This window comes from Teredinibacter purpureus (assembly GCF_014217335.1).
GTDB lineage: Bacteria > Pseudomonadota > Gammaproteobacteria > Pseudomonadales > Cellvibrionaceae > Teredinibacter > Teredinibacter purpureus.
Window position 1 is genome coordinate 2,346,556 of sequence record NZ_CP060092.1, and the last position, 19,230, is coordinate 2,365,785.

Consider the following 19,230-nt stretch of genomic DNA (forward strand, 5'->3'; position numbering starts at 1 on the left):
GAATGCGTGTATTAGCCGTAGGTGCGGCGCGAATAAATATAGGCGGTTACATTACGCGCATACCAGGCTCTGCACCTGCGTGTGGCTCGAGAATATATAGTGCTTTGCCGCCGGGGCCAGCCGCCAGCACCATGCCTTCAGATAAACCAAATTTCATTTTTCGTGGCTTAAGGTTCGCGACCATAATAGTATGTTTACCTATTAGATCTTCAGGCTTATAAGCGCCTTTAATACCGGCAAAAACGTTTTTAGAGTCACCCCCTAAATCCAGGGTGAGGCGTAGGAGCTTGTCGGCACCTTCTACATGCTCTGCGTTCGCAATAAGCGCTATGCGCAAATCTACTTTGGCAAAATCAGCAAATTCAATTTCGTCGGCTACGGGTTCTTTATCAAGCCACGTATCGTTTGTGGCGGCTTGCGGTTCTGCGTGCGGGGCCTCGTCTTTACTTGCTTCAATCATGGCGTCAACCTTTTCGCGTTCAACGCGAACCATAAGAGGTTTGAATTTGTTAATAGTATGTTCGCCGTAAAACGAAAGAGGGGTAGACCAATCGAACGTGGTATTTAAAAAGGTTTCTGCCGCTAAGGCCGTAGACGGTAATACGGGTTTTAAATAGGTCATTAATGCCTTAAAGCAGTTAATGCCTAACGTGCAAATATCCAATACTTTTTGTTCATTTCCTTCTTGCTTGGCTAAACTCCACGGCGCTTGTTCTGCAATGTATTCGTTCGCGGCATCGGCTAGCGCCATTATTTCGCGCATGGCTTTACTGAACTCTCTATTTTCGTAGGCCTCTGCAATAATGGGGTCCGCGGCTACAAAAGTATTCCACAACTTTTCGTCTGCAATGGTAGAGGATAAGGTGCCGCCCGATTTCGCAATAAATTTGGCCGTGCGGCTGGCAATATTCACAACCTTGCCAACCAAATCCGAGTTCACCTTGGTAACGAAATCGTCTAGATTTAAATCTAAGTCATCAACGCTATTGGTTAATTTTGTGGCGTAATAGTAGCGCAGGTACTCGGGCGTTAAGTGTTCTAAATAGGTTCTAGCATTGATGAACGTGCCGCGAGATTTAGACATTTTCTTACCGTCGACAGTAAGAAAACCGTGAACACAGACTTTGGTGGGGGTACGGAAGCCTGCACTGCTGAGTACGGCTGGCCAAAATAGCGCATGGAAATTGATGATGTCTTTGCCAATAAAGTGGTAAAGCTCGTGGGTGGAATCTTTTTTCCAATAGTCGTCGAACACTAATGTGTCGTTTTTATCGCACAAGTTTTTAAAACTGGCCATATAGCCTATGGGTGCATCTAGCCATACATAAAAATATTTGCCAGGGTGTTCGGGTATTTCAAACCCAAAGTAGGGCGCATCGCGCGAAATATCCCATTCCTGTAAACCGCTATCTAGCCATTCGGCAAGCTTGTTGGCAACTTCATCTTGTAAGTGGCCAGCGCGTGTCCATGTTTTTAAAAAATCGGTAAATTCCGGTAGGGTAAAGAAGAAATGGTCCGATTTCTTTTCAATGGGTGTCGCGCCCGAAATAACGGAAACAGGGTTGATAAGCTCCATAGGCGAATAGGTCGCGCTACAAGCTTCGCAGTTGTCGCCGTATTGGTCGGGCGTTTTGCATTTAGGGCAACTGCCTTTTACGTAGCGATCGGCGAGAAATAATTCTTTTTCAGGATCAAATGCCTGTGTGACCGAGCGCGTGGCAATATGGCCGTTTGCAACGAGTTGTTCGTAAATATGGCTGGAAAGCGCTTTATTTTCGTTTGAATGTGTTGAATGGTAATTATCAAACTCGATTAAAAAATCGTTAAAGTCAGCTTGGTGTTCGGCACTCACCTTAGCAATCTGCTGCTCAGGCGTTAAGCCGAGCTGCTCGGCTTTAAGCATAATGGCGGTACCATGGGCATCGTCAGCGCATACGTACGTGCAGTGGTGACCGCGCAATTTCTGAAAGCGCACCCAAATGTCCGTTTGGATGGTTTCGACCATGTGCCCCAAATGAATAGAGCCATTGGCGTAGGGGAGGGCGCTTGTTACGAGAATTTTGCGTTGTTCAGTCATGGTTGCTTATTGATCGCTGCCGGTGTAAAGAATGTATGCCCACTGTTGGCGGGCTTTTCGGGCGCGGAACTATACCACTAAATTGGCGAATTTTCCGCCTTCAGGTGGGGATTATCTCGCGTAATAAGGTGAGTAGTAGGGTGTGTAAATTGAATCAAACGCGCAGCGGTGGTAATTTGCCTGCCTTATTCCGCCTCAAACCTTTTTTGTTGGAGTTTTCATGAGTTGTGACCTGTTGCAGGAAGTTCAATCCGCTTTACAGAGCGTTGCTTTACCAGAATTGGGTGGGCAAAGTTTACGCACCATCTGCGACGTGGCGACCCACGAAGGTGCTGTTCGAATACTAATCAAACAGGGCGTAAACGGTGAGGCCCTCACCGAGCGTCTTCAGGCTTTAGTGGCGAATGCCGTTGCCGCATTACCGCAGGACACCATCGAGGTTGGTGTAGAGGTAAAAGTACTGCCAGCGAAGTCTCTGCAATCGGCTAGCGTCAGCAGCGTGCCGGGCGTTAAGAATATTGTGGCCGTTGCGTCTGGCAAAGGTGGGGTGGCTAAATCTACTACCGCGGTCAATATTGCGCTAGCGCTTGCTCAATCGGGTGCGAAAGTAGGCATGCTCGATGCCGACATATACGGCCCTAGTCAGCCTCAAATGCTAGGTGTGGCCGATAAACGGCCCGAAATGTACGGCCCCAATATGATCGAACCTATTAATGGGTTAGGTGTGCATGTGGTGTCTATGGGTAACCTCGTTACGGACAAAACGCCCATGGTATGGCGTGGGCCAATGGTAAGTGGTGCCTTACAGCAGCTACTGCAAAATACTCATTGGGTCGATATTGATTATTTAGTGATCGATATGCCTCCCGGTACTGGTGATATTCAGTTGACACTATCGCAGGCCGTACCTGTGTCGGGCTCCGTAATTGTGACAACCCCACAAGATATTGCGCTTCTGGATGCGAGAAAAGGTATTGAAATGTTCAATAAAGTGAATATTCCGGTATTCGGTGTTGTTGAGAATATGGCTACGCATATCTGCGCTAACTGTGGCCATGCAGAAGCCATCTTTGGCGAAAAAGGTGGCGAAGCGTTAGCGGCTGAGTATGGTGTGGGCGTACTAGGCCGGTTACCGCTTACACGCTCCATTCGAGAGCAAACCGATGCCGGAACCCCGCCCGTATTTGCCGAGCCTGAATCGGCTATTAGCCTTGAGTATCGAAGCATTGCCAATAGCGTGGCTATGGCACTGTGGGAGCAGTCATTGGTGGGCAGCGCAGGCCCAGAAATTTCTTTTTCAGATGATTAGAATCGCATAGCTTGCGATGCAGCGCAGCCGCTACTATTATCCCCGCAACTAAATTCGTCAACCTAACCCTTGGCGCCCAAGTAGAGAGAAGCACCATGAGTATTAAATCCGACCATTGGATTCGCCGAATGGCAGAAAATGAAGGCATGATCGAGCCATTCGAGCCGGGCCAAGTGCGTTACGATAGTAACGATAAACGGCTTATTTCTTACGGAACATCCAGCTACGGCTACGATGTTCGTTGCTCCAATGAGTTTAAAATTTTTACCAACGTCCACTCTGCAGTTGTAGACCCTAAAAATTTCGACGCGAACAGTTTTGTCGATATTCAAAGTGACGTGTGTGTCATTCCGCCAAACTCGTTTGCATTGGCTCGTACGGTAGAATTTTTTCGTATTCCTCGTTCGGTCTTAACGGTGTGCTTGGGTAAATCTACTTACGCGCGTTGCGGTATTATCGTGAATGTAACGCCTTTAGAGCCCGAGTGGGAAGGCCATGTTACCTTGGAGTTTTCCAACACCACGCCATTGCCGGCAAAGATATACGCGAACGAAGGCGTTGCTCAAATGTTGTTTTTTGAAAGCGACGAGCCGTGCGAAACCTCGTATAAAGATCGCGGTGGGAAGTACCAAGGCCAAACAGGTGTAACCCTTCCAAAAACCTAGTGCGGTTTAAGGTTGGCTGGCGGTAATAAAGCATGTGAATAGTGAGCCATAAATACAACGTCGATGCGGAAACGGGTCGGCGTTTTTTTGTGGCTGCATGACCTCAACGCTCGGGTGCGTCCCTGTAATTTTCGGATTTATGCGTTTCCATTTTCAGTCAAAAAAACGCAGACAAATGTCTAGCGGGTGGCTGTTTAATATTCACGCCTTAAGTGCAGAGGGCAACGCCCTTCTCTTTCTTTCCAAACTCTATCCGTGTTCAAATGGCGGTTTTCGAAATAGATAAAAGGTATTTTTATGGCTAAAGCTGTGGTCGCGCTAACACGTACGCTATGTATCGGTATGCTTTTTTTGTTCCAGCAATCGTGTGGCGTTATTCAAACAGAAAAATCCCCATTGCCGTTAGTTACCGTAGCAGTAGAAGATGATTTTCGAGTAGGGTTTTCGGGGAAAGGTGCGGGCGCAGGCGTCATGTTATCGGCATCAATGGGGCCTATGGGTATCGCCATTGGCGTGGCTATAGATGAAGGGATTGCCAAAAAAATACGTGAAAACATCGCGAAAACCGACATCACTATAGAGCGCTCAATACGCTTGGCACTGCAACCGTTAGCCAACAACCTTGCGCATGATATTGCCGTAACTCTCGAAGAGCTTAAATTTGTTACTACCTCTAAAGAGGGATTTAACGACGCGGTTAAAATAGTGGTTACCCTAAAAGTACCAGCACAGAATAATACTCCCGCTAACAGTTTTAACACCGCTACCGCCGTACAAAACGGAACATGTACTACCGACTATTACGAGCTGAACGCAATAAAACAAGAACCCGCCGCTGTGGGGCTGGCGCTCACACAAGCGGCGGCGTGTGTGAGTAATATACTAAACATGTATTATGGGCGAGCTTAGTCGCCAGGGCTTTCGTTTAATTAATGTGTCTTATACGTGCGCAAGAGCACATTGCCGTTTAGGTGTCGTACTCTTGGTTTCGTGTGATAAATATCATAGCTAAAAGTAAAAACAAATACCCGAAGCTGCGGTGCATTGTAATCGCGGCAAAGGCGATAATACTATCGGCCGTGTATACGCTCAATCAGCAAACAATATTATAAGAACTTTAGTACAACCTGAAAACAGCACCATGGATGGGCTACGTAAATACGTGTTAAACGTGCTTGCCGAATATTCCACCTCACTACCTACTTAACTGAAAGGTGTCGCCACCGGTTTTTTTACGCCATCGCCACCAACCTTTAGTTCGAAAAATGTACAGATATAACGTTTGGCTTCTAACGGATTGCTTCCAACAGCCTAGGCGCTAAAAAAGGTAAGGCTGAGGCCCAACAAGCAAAATACCCGTACCCACTATCAATATGAATTTATCGCTAAATATTTGTAGGGTTATTGTTCGAACAACCACTACCAATACTAGGAGAGGGTAATGCCAGAGAATGAACTTTGTCGCGCAGTAAAAAGTTTTCCTGTAAACGGAATTAACCGTGTAGTCGCGGCATTATTCTCGGTATGCCTCTCCGCCTTTGCCTTTGGCGACACGCTAAATGAAAATGCATACGAAGTGTATTATGGCGATTTTAACGATGACGGCAGGGCGGGCGATGTTTACTACCACCGCAAAGATACTTTTGTATTAATACACGGTGAAATCGCCATACCACTCTCCGTTGCCAACGAAGGTAGTTATGTTGTTTACGAAGGCTCGAACGGAACAGTAACCGAACTTGTGTTATCAAAATCCAGCCTCGGCAATTATACGCTGGGTGAATTAAACAGCGATTATTATTTTACAGACACCAATGGCGATGGCCTGCCCGATATAGTCGCCGTAGCGCTCGGAACATCTGGTCAGTCGGTGACATTGCTGGGGAGTGATACGGGTGTTCTCACTGCAACTATCAATGAAAGGCCTCCAGAAAATATTGAATCTCCACCGAGCGCACGTATTGCAACAAGTGCAATAGTAACGGCTGAGGAACGCATCGCTATCGATAAGCTTCAATCTTTAGGGGGTTCGTTCAGGGTGGATGAAAGTGGTGCGGCTACCTACTCAATACCTATCGTTGCTCCTGCTGGTTCGGCGGGTGTTGCACCTGGAATCAGTCTTAACTATTCCAGTATGGCAGGCAACGGTATTGCCGGTAAAGGGTGGTCATTGGGTGGGTTTGGGTCAATTTCCCGATGCCGTCAAACGCTTTTCCAAGATGGCGCCTCGAAGCCTATTTCTTGGGGGCAGACGATCGTTTTTGTTTAAATGGCGTGCGATTGTTACTGGTTAGTGGTGGGGAATACGGCGCACCAGGCAGCCTGTATCGAACAGAAGTAGACTCCTATGTCGTAGTTACTGCAATAGGCGGTACGCTGGGAGAGCCCGATTATTTTAGTGTGCGCGCAAAAGATGGTTCTACTACCTACTATGGAGGAGAGGGTGCTCATAATTCCGAGCAAACGGCCTATAACGCAAGCGGGGACGCGCAACTGGATAAGGTTTTATCCTGGAAAATCCAAGAGTTTAAAGATAGTACTTCAAACCCTATTCGATACTTCTACTCTGTGCTGGAGAGTGAACATTTCCCAACGGAAGTTCGGTATGCCTACAGTCGTAATGGGGTAGAACATGCAAAAGTCGTTTTTGGATATGCTGTGGGTGCCCGCCCAGATGCGGCTTGCATTTTCGCTCGTGCGATTTTACGGTTGTTGTTACCGATTCATCCTCAGTGGATACATCTTCGGCGAGAGATTCAGCCTCGTTAAAGAGGCCGAGTTGATCTGGTGATATTTTTTCGCTGGAAGCGGAAAATTTTTTATGAAGAAAAAGACGGATTTGTTCCTTTAACGATTCTACTTGCACATCACGCCTTGCAAGCTCTTCTCGCAATAATTCATTTTCTTTTTCTAGCTTCGCCACGTCATTCATGGCTGTGGATTATACCAAAATACCTATCCTACAGCACTATAGATGAGCTGCTTATGAGGTTTTATTTGTGTGATATCGAACCCGCGTAATAGCCAATGCCATTGTTCACTATCGATTTTTATGGTTTCGCTACTTGAGCGCTTTGGCCATTTAAACTTCTCTTTCTCTAAGCGCTTTTGCCAGAGAACGAAGCCTGTTTCATCCCAATAAAGTACTTTGAGCTGAGAGCGGCGCTTATTACAGAAAACGAAAATGGCGCGGTCAAAAGGCGATAACGCCATATCATCTGATACGATCAACGATAGACCGTTAATGGCTTTTCTGAAGTCCACAGGGTCTCGATGCAAATAAACGTTGATGGAGTTTGACCACTTAATCATGCGAGACTGTGCACTAGAGTCGTAAAAGGCTGTAACGGCATGCTGGTAGGGCATTCGATTTTACATCGACCTACGACGATTATTAGGCTGGTTTTTGCGGTGGCCGTTTGCTGCGGCTCGACCTCCAACTCGATGAACTTGGTTTTATCTTGGTTGCGGTGTTTATGTAGCTGTTGATTGAAATAGCGTGAGTTTATGTCACGCTCCTTGCAAAATTGAGTTTGGGTTTTATCGCTAGCCTCAAAATCTACAATTAGCTTTGGCCAATCGTATTTACGGTATTTTCTCATGATGCCTCCTTCGGTGTTATGGGAGGCATTAGAATATCGGGTTATTGAGGTCTCGATAAGGTGTGGTTGGTTTGGCGCTTACTTAAGTTTTTATTTTGTTGTATTGTTAAGATAAATTAATGTTTTTTTCTTATAAAGCAAATGAATGTTTTTTTTGTATAGGAACATCTGATTAACCCGAGAGTTCCTACAAACGTTATTTAAATCTATAAGCACACAATATTTCAGCTAAATATTAACGTTTTCTTATCGCCATTGAGGCGATAAGCCGTTTTCAGGCGTACCTCGCCTGTTAAATTGTCATTAAATGACGTCTAGCCAAAAACAAATTGGTTAATGCACATTTCGTAAATACCGCTTGTGCGTTTTTAGCCAAACCTTTATAACGCACTTTGCGAAAACCAAATTGATGTTTGATTACACCAAACAAATGCTCTACCCGTGGTCGAATTTTTGACTTGTTACGATTTTCCTGGCGCTCTTTATTTGTAAGTGGGTGATTGCGACGACCACGCTTATGAGTAAAGTCTTTGGCATGTTGTGCACTGGCCTTTATTTGCGATTTTTGTCCCGTATAGGCCGAGTCACCATAGACGCGCCGCTCCTCTCCATGAAGTAAATCCCCAAGTACTTGTGAGTCATGAACGTTCGCGGACGTTACCCGTACGGAATGGATTAGCTTTGTTTGACTATCAACGCCAATATGGGCTTTCATACCAAAATACCATTGCCCCCCTTTCTGAGTAGATTTCATGTCGGGATCTCGTTGACGCGCTTTGTTTTTGGTCGAGCGTGGTGCATCAATAATCGTGGCATCCACAATGGTGCCGCGGTTGAGCTTAAGGCCATTTTCTTGAAGGTACGCATTCACCAACCGAAATAACTCACCGCCCAAATTATGACGTTCCATTAAATGACGAAATTTACACATTGTTGTTTCATCAGGAACAGGCTCTTTGCCCAAATCGATACCGACAAACTGTCGCATAGCTCGTGAATCATAAAGTGCTTCTTCGGCACTTGGGTCAGACAATTCAAACCAATGCTGCAAGAAATGAATGCGTAGCATGCGCTCTATACCAATCGTTGGGCGCCCACCCAAGCTGGATGCCTTGGGATAAAAGGGTTCGATCGCTTCACAAAGCTCTTCCCAGGGAAGAATCTCGTTCATTTGATCCAGAAATATCTCTTTACGCGTTTTCTTGCGGTATTTTTCAAATCCACTGGCTTCAAGGCTTTGTTGTTTCATATCATTCGGGCTTAAGTTATGAGGTGTTTTTATTATCGCATTTTTGATAGGTTAATCAGAGGTTCCTATAAACTGTTCGATGTTGAATAGTGGCTGGTTTTTATTTTAATGAATTGTTGTATTGATATTTTTTGGTAATGATGATTGTGTTAGGGGGTTGTTTAGGTTTTTGTTATGAAATACATAAAGGATTTTATATGCGGTTCGTTGTGAATTTTTCTATTGGGAGTGGCTTTATTCTTTGCGTCTGCGTTAGTTAATGCTGGTACATTTAACCTTGGCGGTAGTGCGAACGGAGGAAAAGTCGATTACGATGGGACTTATACAATCACTTGGTCGGGCTATGAAAGCCCCACGAGTTATGAAGATGTAACGGTTAAATTGTATAGAGGATCCAGTTCATCGGGAACTTTTCTAAGAAGCGGTACATCTGGAAGTTATACCGAAACCAACAAAAGTAATGGTAAATACAGCTATTTCCTGCATGTATGTCGTCGCTCAATATATTATCAAGGAGCTGGATGCAGTAGCACTTCTGGTAGTGTGGTGTCGGCCATTGAGGTGGCGAAAACACCCAGCGCACCTAGCACTATTACTTTGACCGGTGGCACGCTGGATTGTGATCAGTCCATTGGTGTTAGCTGGTCGTCTGCTTCAGGTGGAAATCGCTATTCGCTTGAAGAAAGAAAAAGAAAAAATTCATCGAGTTCTTGGAGTTCCTGGAGCAATGTATCGTCAAATATTGACAAGACATCATACGGGGCTCCGGCTTCTGATGCAGGTTATGACTATCAATATAGGGTGGCTGCCCGGTATTTAACTCCAAATGGAAATTACAGCGGGTATAGTTCTTGGGTGCTTTCGTCAGTCAAAACTAAACTTTTGTGCCGGAGTCCGCAACCACCTTCTGTTTCGACTACGATTTCTTCGGACGGAGATTATTCTATCTCGTTCAATGGTGGAACGGGTGCTAATAAGCTTAATGAGATTTCGGGCGGAGTAACCAAAGTTGTTGGAACGTCACGTGGACTGGGTTCAAAAGAAATTAGTTTGTCCAAGGGTAATGGTATTTATGAATACTATGTAACAGGATGTACGAAAAAGGGAACCTGCTTGGATTCAACCCGAGTTAAGGTTACGGCGAAAATGGTTGTTCCCAAGCCAACAGTAGATACGCTGGTTTCTAGATTTGGAAGTGTGGGAATAACGTATAACGGGTTCTCTGGCACAAATACTTTGTATAGAAATGGGGCTGCACTGGTTACCGCTAGCGGTACTGGAGCTAAATTTGTGCAGCGCTCGGAAGATAACGGCCTAAGCACTTACCACTTAACGGCGTGTAATGTGGGCGGCAGTTGTGAGAACTCAGGAAGTGTTAGTGTCAAGGTGGTAAAAATTCCTGGAATACCAGGAGCTGTCCAGTTTTTCCCATTAAATTCGTCCATGGAATGCGATACAAATTTTGAGCTTTCATGGGGGGCTGCAAGTGTGGGATCCCACTATCAAGTGCAAGAGCGAGCCCGTGCGCCGAGTGGTATGTGGTCGTCATGGACAACTAAAGCAACGGATATCAACGCGGGTAGTTATTCTCCAACAAATAGTTTGAGCTATATACCGTCGTCGCTTCCCGCTAATAGGGAATATCAGTATCAGGTAAAGTCTAGGTATATCCTGCAAGGAGAGCATAGTGATTACAGCGGTTGGCAAATTTCAGCGGTGCAGTTGAAACCGCCCTGTGAGAATCCCCCGAAGCCGATAATTGGAGAAAAACCCAGTTATGATGGTGTATTCGATATCACCTTTAAAGGGTTTGGCGGTACTAATGAACTCCTTTATAAAAAGGTTTCCGATGGATCGACAGGCGTATTGGCAACGCATTCCGGCTCATCAAATAAAGCAGTGTCTGTTCGATTGTCGAACGGCCAATACAAAATATTTGTAAGGGCTTGTACTCAGTTGGGGTCATGTTTTAACTCAGAAGATGTAGAGCAAGTCGTTGTTAAAGCGCCATCAATGCCATCAAACTTAAGAATTTCCGGGGTTATGCCTAACTGTTGGGACGATGTTAAATTGGCATGGGACGGAACCATGTCGGACAGTGTTAGATACACAATTCAGCTTCTTGTGAATTCAGAATATGAAAATGTTTGGGCAACTGTAGCTCAGGTTACAAACAGTAATGAAAAACCCTTAATAGATCTCGACGCCGGATATTCACGGATAAGCTATACATTTCGTATAGGCGCTCAATCTATTATAGGTGGCTATGTAAGCGATATGAGTGCCTATGCTCTCTATTCTGGATTCATCGGCCCACCTAAATGTCCTACTAATTTGGCGGCGCCTTCATCAGACGATCCGGTAAGTAAAGATGGAATTTACTCGATTGATTTCACTGGTTTTGAAACAAGCGAGTTATTTGAACGAAAGGTTGGTGGGGTGTGGGTGTCGGTGAAAACCGGGGGGGGAACGGGTGTTTATGTCGTTCCAGGCGCGAAGGGTTCGGGCATATACGAGTATTATGCAAGGGGGTGTTACAGCGAAGGTGTTAATACGGAGGGAGGTTGTCTTTCATCAGATATATATAAAGTATCGGTGGTACGAACGCCTGAAGTTCCAGGGTCGATTTCGTTCTCAGATGCAGACCCAGAGTGCGATACGGAGTTCGACCTCAATTGGGGGGCGTCTAACGGTGCAAATCGCTATACCATTAAAGAAAGGTCAAAATCAGTAGGTGCGTCATCGTCGAAATCAGTAGGTGCGTCATCGTGGAGTCCTAACTGGCAAGTTATTGCAGAGGATGTAGTGGAAACACAGTTTGACCTACAAGGTATTGGGGCTGGTCGAGATTATCAGTATCAAGTATTGGCGAGATATAAAATAGAAGAAGCTTGGAGTGATAATAGTGCGGCTTCAATATCGGCCATTATCAGGAAGCCTGAGTGTTTCATTAGCGCTCCGACATTATCAGCGAATCGTTCTTTAGGTGAAAAATACACAGTAGCGTACGAAAGTTTTAAAGGGGCGAGTGCGCTGTTTGAAAGACGCGTCGATACTCAGTCGTGGAATGAAGTAGCATCGTCAAGCGGCAAGGGGCTTCATCAGTGGGAAGCAAACCATTCAAGCGGCGCTTACGAGTATTACAGTCGGGCATGTACGGTTAGTGAAACTTGTATCGATTCGAAAGTCTCATCTCGTGTCTTCATAATAGCAAGCTCCGAAGATGGGCATGTTGAAGTTCCAGTATCTCCAGTTCTAGCCAGTCCCGCACTGGTAAGTGACGTAGAAAAAAATGCCACCGATCAAACGCTCAAGTTTAAAGGTGAAGCTTCTGTATCACCAAGCGGGTCGTTTACATACAGCATTTCGTTGAATGTCGCCCAAGGCACAGCCGCTTATAGTCCTTCAGTATCATTAAATTATGATAGCGCAGCAGGTAATGGTTTGGTTGGCCAGGGGTGGTCATTACGTGCGGCTGGAGCAATAAGTCGTTGTAGGCAGACGCTGAGTTTCGAGAGAAATGCTCAATCCATTGATTGGAGTGATAGTGATCGCTTCTGTTTAAATGGCGAACGTTTGGTTCTGGTATCTGGTGATACATACGGTGCGGTCGGTGCGGAATATAAAACAGCGGTTGATTCCCTGAATAAAGTGTACTCATTGGGTGGAACGAGGGGGCATCCGGATCGTTTTCGTGTTGAAAATAGAGGTGGTTCAATTTATCTATATGGTGGTGAGGGGCTGCATAATTCGGAGCTTGTTACGCAGGATGAACTCGCAGGCTCAAATGCTTCACAGGTGCTCACCTGGAAATTGTCAGAAACAAAAAATAAAGCCGGAAATAGTATTGTTTATCAATATGGTAATCAGGACGTAACGGGGCATCGCTTGTCGAGTATTTATTATGCCTATGGCAGTGCTGATCCGGCTTTCAGTGTGCAATCTTACAATGCACATGTTGAGTTTGAGTATAGTGACAGGCCAGATAAATTATATCGGTATGTGGGTGGTTATCAGTTCAATGAGCTTAAAAGGTTGTCTGGAATATTTGTCTACGCAAACGCAGGCTCCAGCGAAGCAGATATTTATCGATATTACAAAATTAATTATGAAGAAAGTGTGGAATTATCAAATGTTAAGAGTCATGTAGATTCTATTGAGGAGTGTATATCGTCAACAAATTGTATCGCGCCTATTGAATTTGAGCGGGTTGAAGCGCCCACACTAAATTTGACAACAGCGTTAAGCAGTATTGATTTAGGTGGCTGGGAAGCGCTTGTATGTAATTGTAATGAATCTGCCGATATGGTGCCTGATTATGTAAAAGCGTTCGCGGATATAAATGGAGATGGCCTGCAAGATTTAATTTGGTATAAGGCAGGAAACGGCTTGAAATATGCTGTTCAATCCGATGCAGGTGTGTTTGTAGAGGAAAATTTTGAAAACGGACAGGCTATATCGCCCTACAGCCTTGGAATGGGCTCTAGTTGGGTACCGTTAAAGGTTAAGCTAGAACCGATGGATATTAACAACGATGGGCGAATGGATATAGCGGTGTTTGTATCCGATCACGTAAACAGTATGTCTGTTGGGGAGTGGTCATTATTTTTATCGGTATATACAAACGATAAATGGCAGCTTAAGAAAATGACAGACTTTGTCATGCCGTCCAATAGCGGCAGGCTTCAGTTTGCCGATCTGAATACAGATGGATTGATAGATGCTGTTAAAGGCCCTGGTGATGGGGCAATGGAGTTCTACTACCTTGAAAGAGATCCTGCAAAAAGTGTAACAAGTAACCTGCCTTACAGATTTTCGGAACAAAAAGTACCGGCAAATAATTCAGCGGTATTGAGTGGTACGGATGAAGAACTTGATTTTCGAGGGTATGTAGGAGGTGATCCGGTTATTCGAGAAGTCGACTGGCTGGCAAGCGGTGATTTCAATCGAGATGGACGGCTGGATTTCGTGGGCTTTGCCCACTTTAAAGAAAACCTTGGGCCGACCAGTGTATATGCTGATTGTAAATTTAGAGATTATTTGTTTGTTGCAAATATAACGGGTGATTTTAATAGTCCGGAGTTGAGCGTCAGCTCGGTTTTGTGGCAAAACGGTCCATATTCATTTGAGAGGGTTGGGCTTAGCGGTTACTACGATTGCGAGTCAGTAACCTCCTCGAACCGAATGACCGGTGGTGTGGTTTCCACTTCAGATATAAATGGCGATGGTATATCCGATATCGTTTTCACGGATACCATCACCGCGTACTACGGTAGTACGGGGTTTAGAAACGTTTATGTTTCGCTTGGTACTGATAGGCAAGGTGAATTTTTGCCGGCGGTGAATGTTCTGACGGAAAACGATTTTGTTCCGGGAACTTTTGAAACGGATGATCTTGCTCAATCAGACACCTTTAATCTGCAAGTTGTCGATTGGGATAATGACGGAGACAAAGATCTGATATGGCAAGTCAAGAGCTCAGGTAAAGTTTATCTTAAGCGTTGGGATGAAGAGGGGTACGAGTCGGGTTATAGTGTTTTATTTGCTGATGATACACGCAAGGTTATAAATCAGTTTATAGACATTAATGGAGATGGGCAGGTAGACCGCTTGCGCACAGATAGCACCACCGGAAGCGAGTATTTTTACGAAGGTGAAGATCAAACAGTATCTGACCTTGTTTACAAAGTAATGTTGGGCGATGGCGAAGAAGTGAGTGTTCAATATGAAAAGATGAACCGGTCAGATAGCTACATCGGATTTGGCGAAACTGTTATAACAACCGCTTCGCAAGAAGTTATTGGTTTTGGTAGCGGCCCCTTATGTTCAGAGGTTCCGCCTGGGGCGTCTGAATGCAGGGAAGAAATAAGAACAGGGCGTGTTCTTTACTCTACAAATAGATCCTTTTCTGCTGACGAGATGTACGCTGAGCTGGGCGATCCGTTTGCCAATTTAAGATCGGAAGAAACATCTCTGGAGCAGACGACAGCCCACAGTCGGATACCTGTATGGGAAATGTCTGGTGCACTGCCTTTGGTCGTTAATTTGAGTCGCTCGGTTCCAAAAGCATTAGTAGGTCCTGGAGCTATTTCCGCGCAAAATAAGGAACAGCAAGAGTACACCTATAGCGGTGCGCGTATACAGGCAGGAGGCAGAGGGTTTCTTGGTTTTGAGCAGGTGTCGGTATTTGATTCACGCTCTGCATTGCTTACCGTTACAGGTTATCGGCAGGATTGGCCTTTCATTGGTAAAAAGCGCTTCGAGTCGGTGTTTACAGATACGGGAAGTAAATTAGTCGAGTCGGCTTTTATCTCATCCATTAGCGGATTTCAGAGCGACTGGGTGCAAACCTCGCAAATAAGTGGAAGCGCCAGTTTGGGGGCGCTGCTTGTCTACGAAAAACAGGTCGATCAAAGCAAATATGACCTTGCTGAAAACGGTACCGTTCAAGGCGCTTTGCTTTTGCGTGAGCAAAATGAAGTTATTGATATTGATGTGTTTGGAAATATCATTGAAGAACAGAAAGCGCTATACGATAGCGCTAATACGTTATTTGAGCGAATTACCACTACCAATACCTACGGTGCTGACGATAAAGATAAATTTTGGGGTTTGTTACAAACCCAGTCGGTAGCGACGCACCGCCCATCAGCAGAAGTGCAAACACAAACCCGCGCAACCCAGTATAGCTATTACGACAGAGATGGAGAGTGTTTTAGTAGCAGCTTTGGTTATGCGGCAAACAAACTCGAAGGCTTGCTGTGCAACCAAACAGTAGAACCGGATAGTGTCGAATTGGCCGTAACCACCACCTTTATATACGATGAAAATGGCAACCTTCAATTCTCTTTGGCAAGTGACGTAAATCAATCAGATTATCGTTTATCACCCTTCACGCAATATGATCCGGCAGGGCGCTATGTAGAGGCTGTTTATGGCGTATTCAGCCAGAGTGCGGGTGAATTATCAGGGGGTTCGGATTATTACCAGAGTCTTGCTGCAGAAATGGATCTGTCTGTGCAATGGCAAACCCAAGTGATAAGCCGTGACCGCTTCGGTACACCAACAGAAACGCAAACCCATTTGGGTAATGGAGCCGTTCTCACCAGTGTTGTAGGTACATCAAATTACGGCATTCCTGTTTTTACCGCTGATGATACGGGTAACGCTATTATCAATACCGCCTATGATGCTGGGGGTGATCCAGAAAGTCTATGTCCTGCTAGCGCTACCATTCTGCGTGCTCAAACAATGGCTGGTGGCAGCGAAACTCGTGTGTGTGAAGACATGCGAGGCCGTAACATCCGTACCTTAACAAAAAGTTTTAACGGTGGCTGGTCGGTTATCGATACCGAATATGACAGTTTGGACAGAATACGCCATCAATCAGAGCCTTATGCCCTTTCTCAGGGGGATGCTCTTTCTGAGGGGGGCGGAGTATGGACAAGCACGGTCTACGACCTGCTTGGTCGTCCAACGCGTATCAACCACGCTTTCCATGTAGTCGACGATGAGGGCGAAAGCACGGGCGCTCGTGCATATTCGCGGTTTAGATATAGCGGGTTTATCACCGTTTCTGACAGCCCAGAGCGCAAACTCACAACAAAAACGGTCAATGTGAAAGGCGAATTAACCAGTGTTCAGGATCACGATGGCAACATCGTTCAATATGAGCACGATGTCTACGGTAATTTGACCCTGATGAATGATGCCGGAACAGGAGGGAACAGTACACATATTCAATACGATGCGCTCGGGCGCAAAACCGGCATGACGGACCCAGATAAAGGTACCTGGGCCTATAGCTACACAGTCTTTGGTGAGTTGGAATGCCAAACGGACGCCAAAGGTCAAACGCAACGATACATATACGATGGAAGAGGCCGTGCAACGCAACGGATAGACAGCAATAACAACAGTGACTGTAGCGCTACCGGTAGTGGCACTACCAGCTATTGGGAATACGACCTTGCAGCGAACGGTTTGGGCAAACTGAGTGATGAATATATATCGGATTCAGGCTTCCAGCGCATCTATTCCTACGATGCTTTGGGTCGTAATACTGTTACAGAAACGGTGATACAGGGTGTGGGCAGCGAAATCAGTCATTTCAGCAAAACAACCTACGACGAATACGGGCGAATCTGGCAAAGCTTCGATGCCGGTCGAAAAGGAGAAGACTTTACTCATAATGGCGTAAAAACCTTGTACAACAGTTATGGGTATGTATCGGCCCTTGTGGATGCCAGCGTGAGCGAAGCGGGCGAACCGGTTCGCCATTACTATGAAATTCAGGAAACCGACGCCCGTGGTAATGTAACGCAAGCCGTGTTAGGTGAAGGCGTGATAACCACCAACGCCACCTACAATGCGCGAACGGGCAGGGTGGAAAATATAACGGCCAGCAACCTCTATGGCACAGCCGTTGGCAATCCCATACAAAACCTGAATGTGCGCTGGAGCACAGTGGGCAATGTGGTGTACCGGGAGGAAACCGGCTGGGGAGAACGCGTAGACAGGCCGCAAAACATTAAGGAGCAGTTCCAATACGATAACCTCAATCGCCTCCGGTACTACACACTAAGCGGCGATGCGAGCGGAACTCAGGAAGTTACCTACAATGCCATTGGCAACATCCTCAGCAAAACAGACGTTGCCGAGGGCGCGCAATACAGCTACGGAACAGGCAACACTAGCGCCGCCAACGATGCCGGCCCCCATGCTGTCACGGCGATAGGCAATGTTAGCTACCTGTACGACAACAACGGTAATCTGCTATATGAAAGGGAAAATAACGAAGTTAAACGTAGCTTTAGCTACACCCTTGCAGACCAGATAAGCCAAATCAGCACTTCTGCCGGAAGGGTGCAATTCAGCTATGGTCCGGACAGGCAGCGCTTTAAGCGGGTCGATACCACTGCGGGTAATAAAACCACCACCACCCTGTACCTGGGAGGTACAGAAAAAATCTATTACAGCGATGCGGTTGAGTGGAAGCGGACAATAGGTGGCATTGCACAAGTCACCCACACGCTGGATCTTACCGAAACCTCCGAACAAGGCCAGCAGCTCCACTTCCTGCTGCGTGATCACCTCGGGTCTATCACCCATATTGTTGATCAGTTCGGGCTGCCGGTGCAGAGCATGGCCTTCGACCCCTGGGGTAAGCGCAGAAATGCAAGCGACTGGGCAGCGTTAGAAGAAGGGGGACTGAACAGTTTTGCCAAGGCCGCCAAGCCCATCACCTCCCGCGGGTTTACTGGGCATGAAATGATTGATGGCGCCGACATTATTCACATGAACGGGCGCATCTACGACAGCCACCTGGCAAGGTTTGTTCAGGCCGACCCGATCATACAGGCGCCAGAAGTACTGGGCAGCTTGAACCGTTATTCGTATGTGTGGAACAATCCGCTAAACATGACCGACCCGAGTGGATATATGGGGTGTCGTGTGCCACCGGATATGCAACGGGCGATGCCGATATATGACGTGTATAGCGAATCTTCAAGCGGGTATGATGTCACCCTGACTTATGACGATGGTTCTCCACAAACCTTCTTTTTGTCTGATTCATTTGTTGATTCGGCTACTGGTGAAGTGGATCAGGGCTGGGCCGATGCGGTGGTTGATGCTTCTGGGGGGAGGTTTGGTAGAAACGTTACGGGGTATTTTAACGAACAGGGCGAGCCCTTATTGGCTTCGGATAATGGGCCAAGTGGAAATTTGGTAGAAGATCCGACGCTGAAGTCGGCGTTGGAGGTTGTGGAGGGTGAGGTTGCACAAAAGGGAAAATTTGAACCAGTTGTTGATACAAGTATACCGTTTGCTACGGAAGAAGGCGCAATGAGGGCGTTAGATACTGTAGTTCAAAACGAATACAATAAAACAAACGGCCAATACGAATATATGGGATTTGTTGTTAAAAATAGTGATGGGCAATATTTTATGACTGATGTAGGGACAACTAATGATGCGTATGGGGTAACGTTTAATCCGACCAAAGTTTATCAAGCGGGTTATACCGTTGAGGTAATTCATCATCACCACACGGCGACTGCAATATTTTCACCCGCTGACATAAGTGTTTCTGGTGATCCTATCTATCTTCGGGCTTTCCCCAATATGAGAGTAACTTTAAGGTATCAAAATGAACTTCGATTTTATCAATCCGGGGCGGGAATGAAAACTTTAAGCAGAACGCGGGCGCAGTCCTTGGGTGTTCAGCCGGGCTCGTCACGTGGTCAGTCTTGTGAAAAATATAAGTGTTATTAAAAAGCCTGTACATGGACTTGCCCAATTGAGCAATTGGTGTAATTTTATTGTGG

The 19,230-nt window shown here is 46.0% G+C and carries 9 protein-coding genes and 1 pseudogene; 5 read left to right on the plus strand and 5 right to left on the minus strand.

All coding sequences use genetic code 11. The features are described from left to right. Positions 1-46: 46 nt before the first annotated feature. Positions 47-2,077 (minus strand): methionine--tRNA ligase, encoded by a 2,031-nt coding sequence (metG, locus tag H5647_RS10160; protein WP_045858315.1) that lies wholly within the window; start codon positions 2,075-2,077, stop codon positions 47-49. Between the two features lie 220 nt (positions 2,078-2,297). Between metG and apbC the strand changes: the two genes are divergently transcribed. The 4 genes from apbC (at position 2,298) to H5647_RS10180 (ending at position 6,320) form a co-directional block, all read left to right on the plus strand. After that, positions 2,298-3,386: an iron-sulfur cluster carrier protein ApbC gene (gene apbC / locus H5647_RS10165; RefSeq protein ID WP_045858318.1), complete on the plus strand. Its 1,089-nt coding sequence runs from the start codon at positions 2,298-2,300 to the stop codon at positions 3,384-3,386. A 95-nt stretch (positions 3,387-3,481) separates the two neighbouring features. Beyond that, entirely contained in the window at positions 3,482-4,051 is a 570-nt protein-coding gene (gene dcd, locus H5647_RS10170) for a dCTP deaminase (RefSeq protein WP_045858320.1), read from the plus strand. Positions 4,052-4,348: 297 nt separating this feature from the next. Beyond that, complete coding sequence (locus tag H5647_RS10175) at positions 4,349-4,960, plus strand: hypothetical protein (RefSeq protein WP_045858322.1); 612 nt, start codon at positions 4,349-4,351, stop codon at positions 4,958-4,960. 532 nt (positions 4,961-5,492) lie between these two features. Then, complete coding sequence (locus tag H5647_RS10180) at positions 5,493-6,320, plus strand: SpvB/TcaC N-terminal domain-containing protein (protein WP_045858323.1); 828 nt, start codon at positions 5,493-5,495, stop codon at positions 6,318-6,320. Between the two features lie 279 nt (positions 6,321-6,599). On the opposite strand, the gene H5647_RS10185 is transcribed toward H5647_RS10180, so the two are convergent. From H5647_RS10185 to H5647_RS10200, 4 genes and pseudogenes are all read right to left on the minus strand, one after another. Then, positions 6,600-6,983, minus strand: coding sequence for an IS66 family transposase (locus H5647_RS10185; RefSeq protein ID WP_045858325.1), 384 nt, complete (start codon positions 6,981-6,983; stop codon positions 6,600-6,602). A 23-nt stretch (positions 6,984-7,006) separates the two neighbouring features. Then, on the minus strand, positions 7,007-7,417 hold the full coding sequence (gene tnpB, locus H5647_RS10190; protein ID WP_082087022.1) for an IS66 family insertion sequence element accessory protein TnpB: 411 nt from the start codon (positions 7,415-7,417) through the stop codon (positions 7,007-7,009). After that, positions 7,360-7,653, minus strand: coding sequence for an IS66 family insertion sequence element accessory protein TnpA (gene tnpA / locus H5647_RS10195; protein ID WP_045858327.1), 294 nt, complete (start codon positions 7,651-7,653; stop codon positions 7,360-7,362). The genes tnpB and tnpA overlap by 58 nt, the downstream gene beginning before the upstream one ends. Positions 7,654-7,877: 224 nt before the next feature. Continuing rightward, positions 7,878-8,902, minus strand: a pseudogene (locus H5647_RS10200) (IS5 family transposase). A gap of 228 nt (positions 8,903-9,130) precedes the next feature. Here H5647_RS10200 and H5647_RS10205 point away from each other — a divergent pair. Beyond that, positions 9,131-19,177 carry an RHS repeat-associated core domain-containing protein gene (locus H5647_RS10205; protein ID WP_162926353.1) on the plus strand — a complete coding sequence of 3,349 codons (10,047 nt, stop codon included), beginning with the start codon at positions 9,131-9,133 and terminating at the stop codon, positions 19,175-19,177. Positions 19,178-19,230 lie beyond the last annotated feature (53 nt).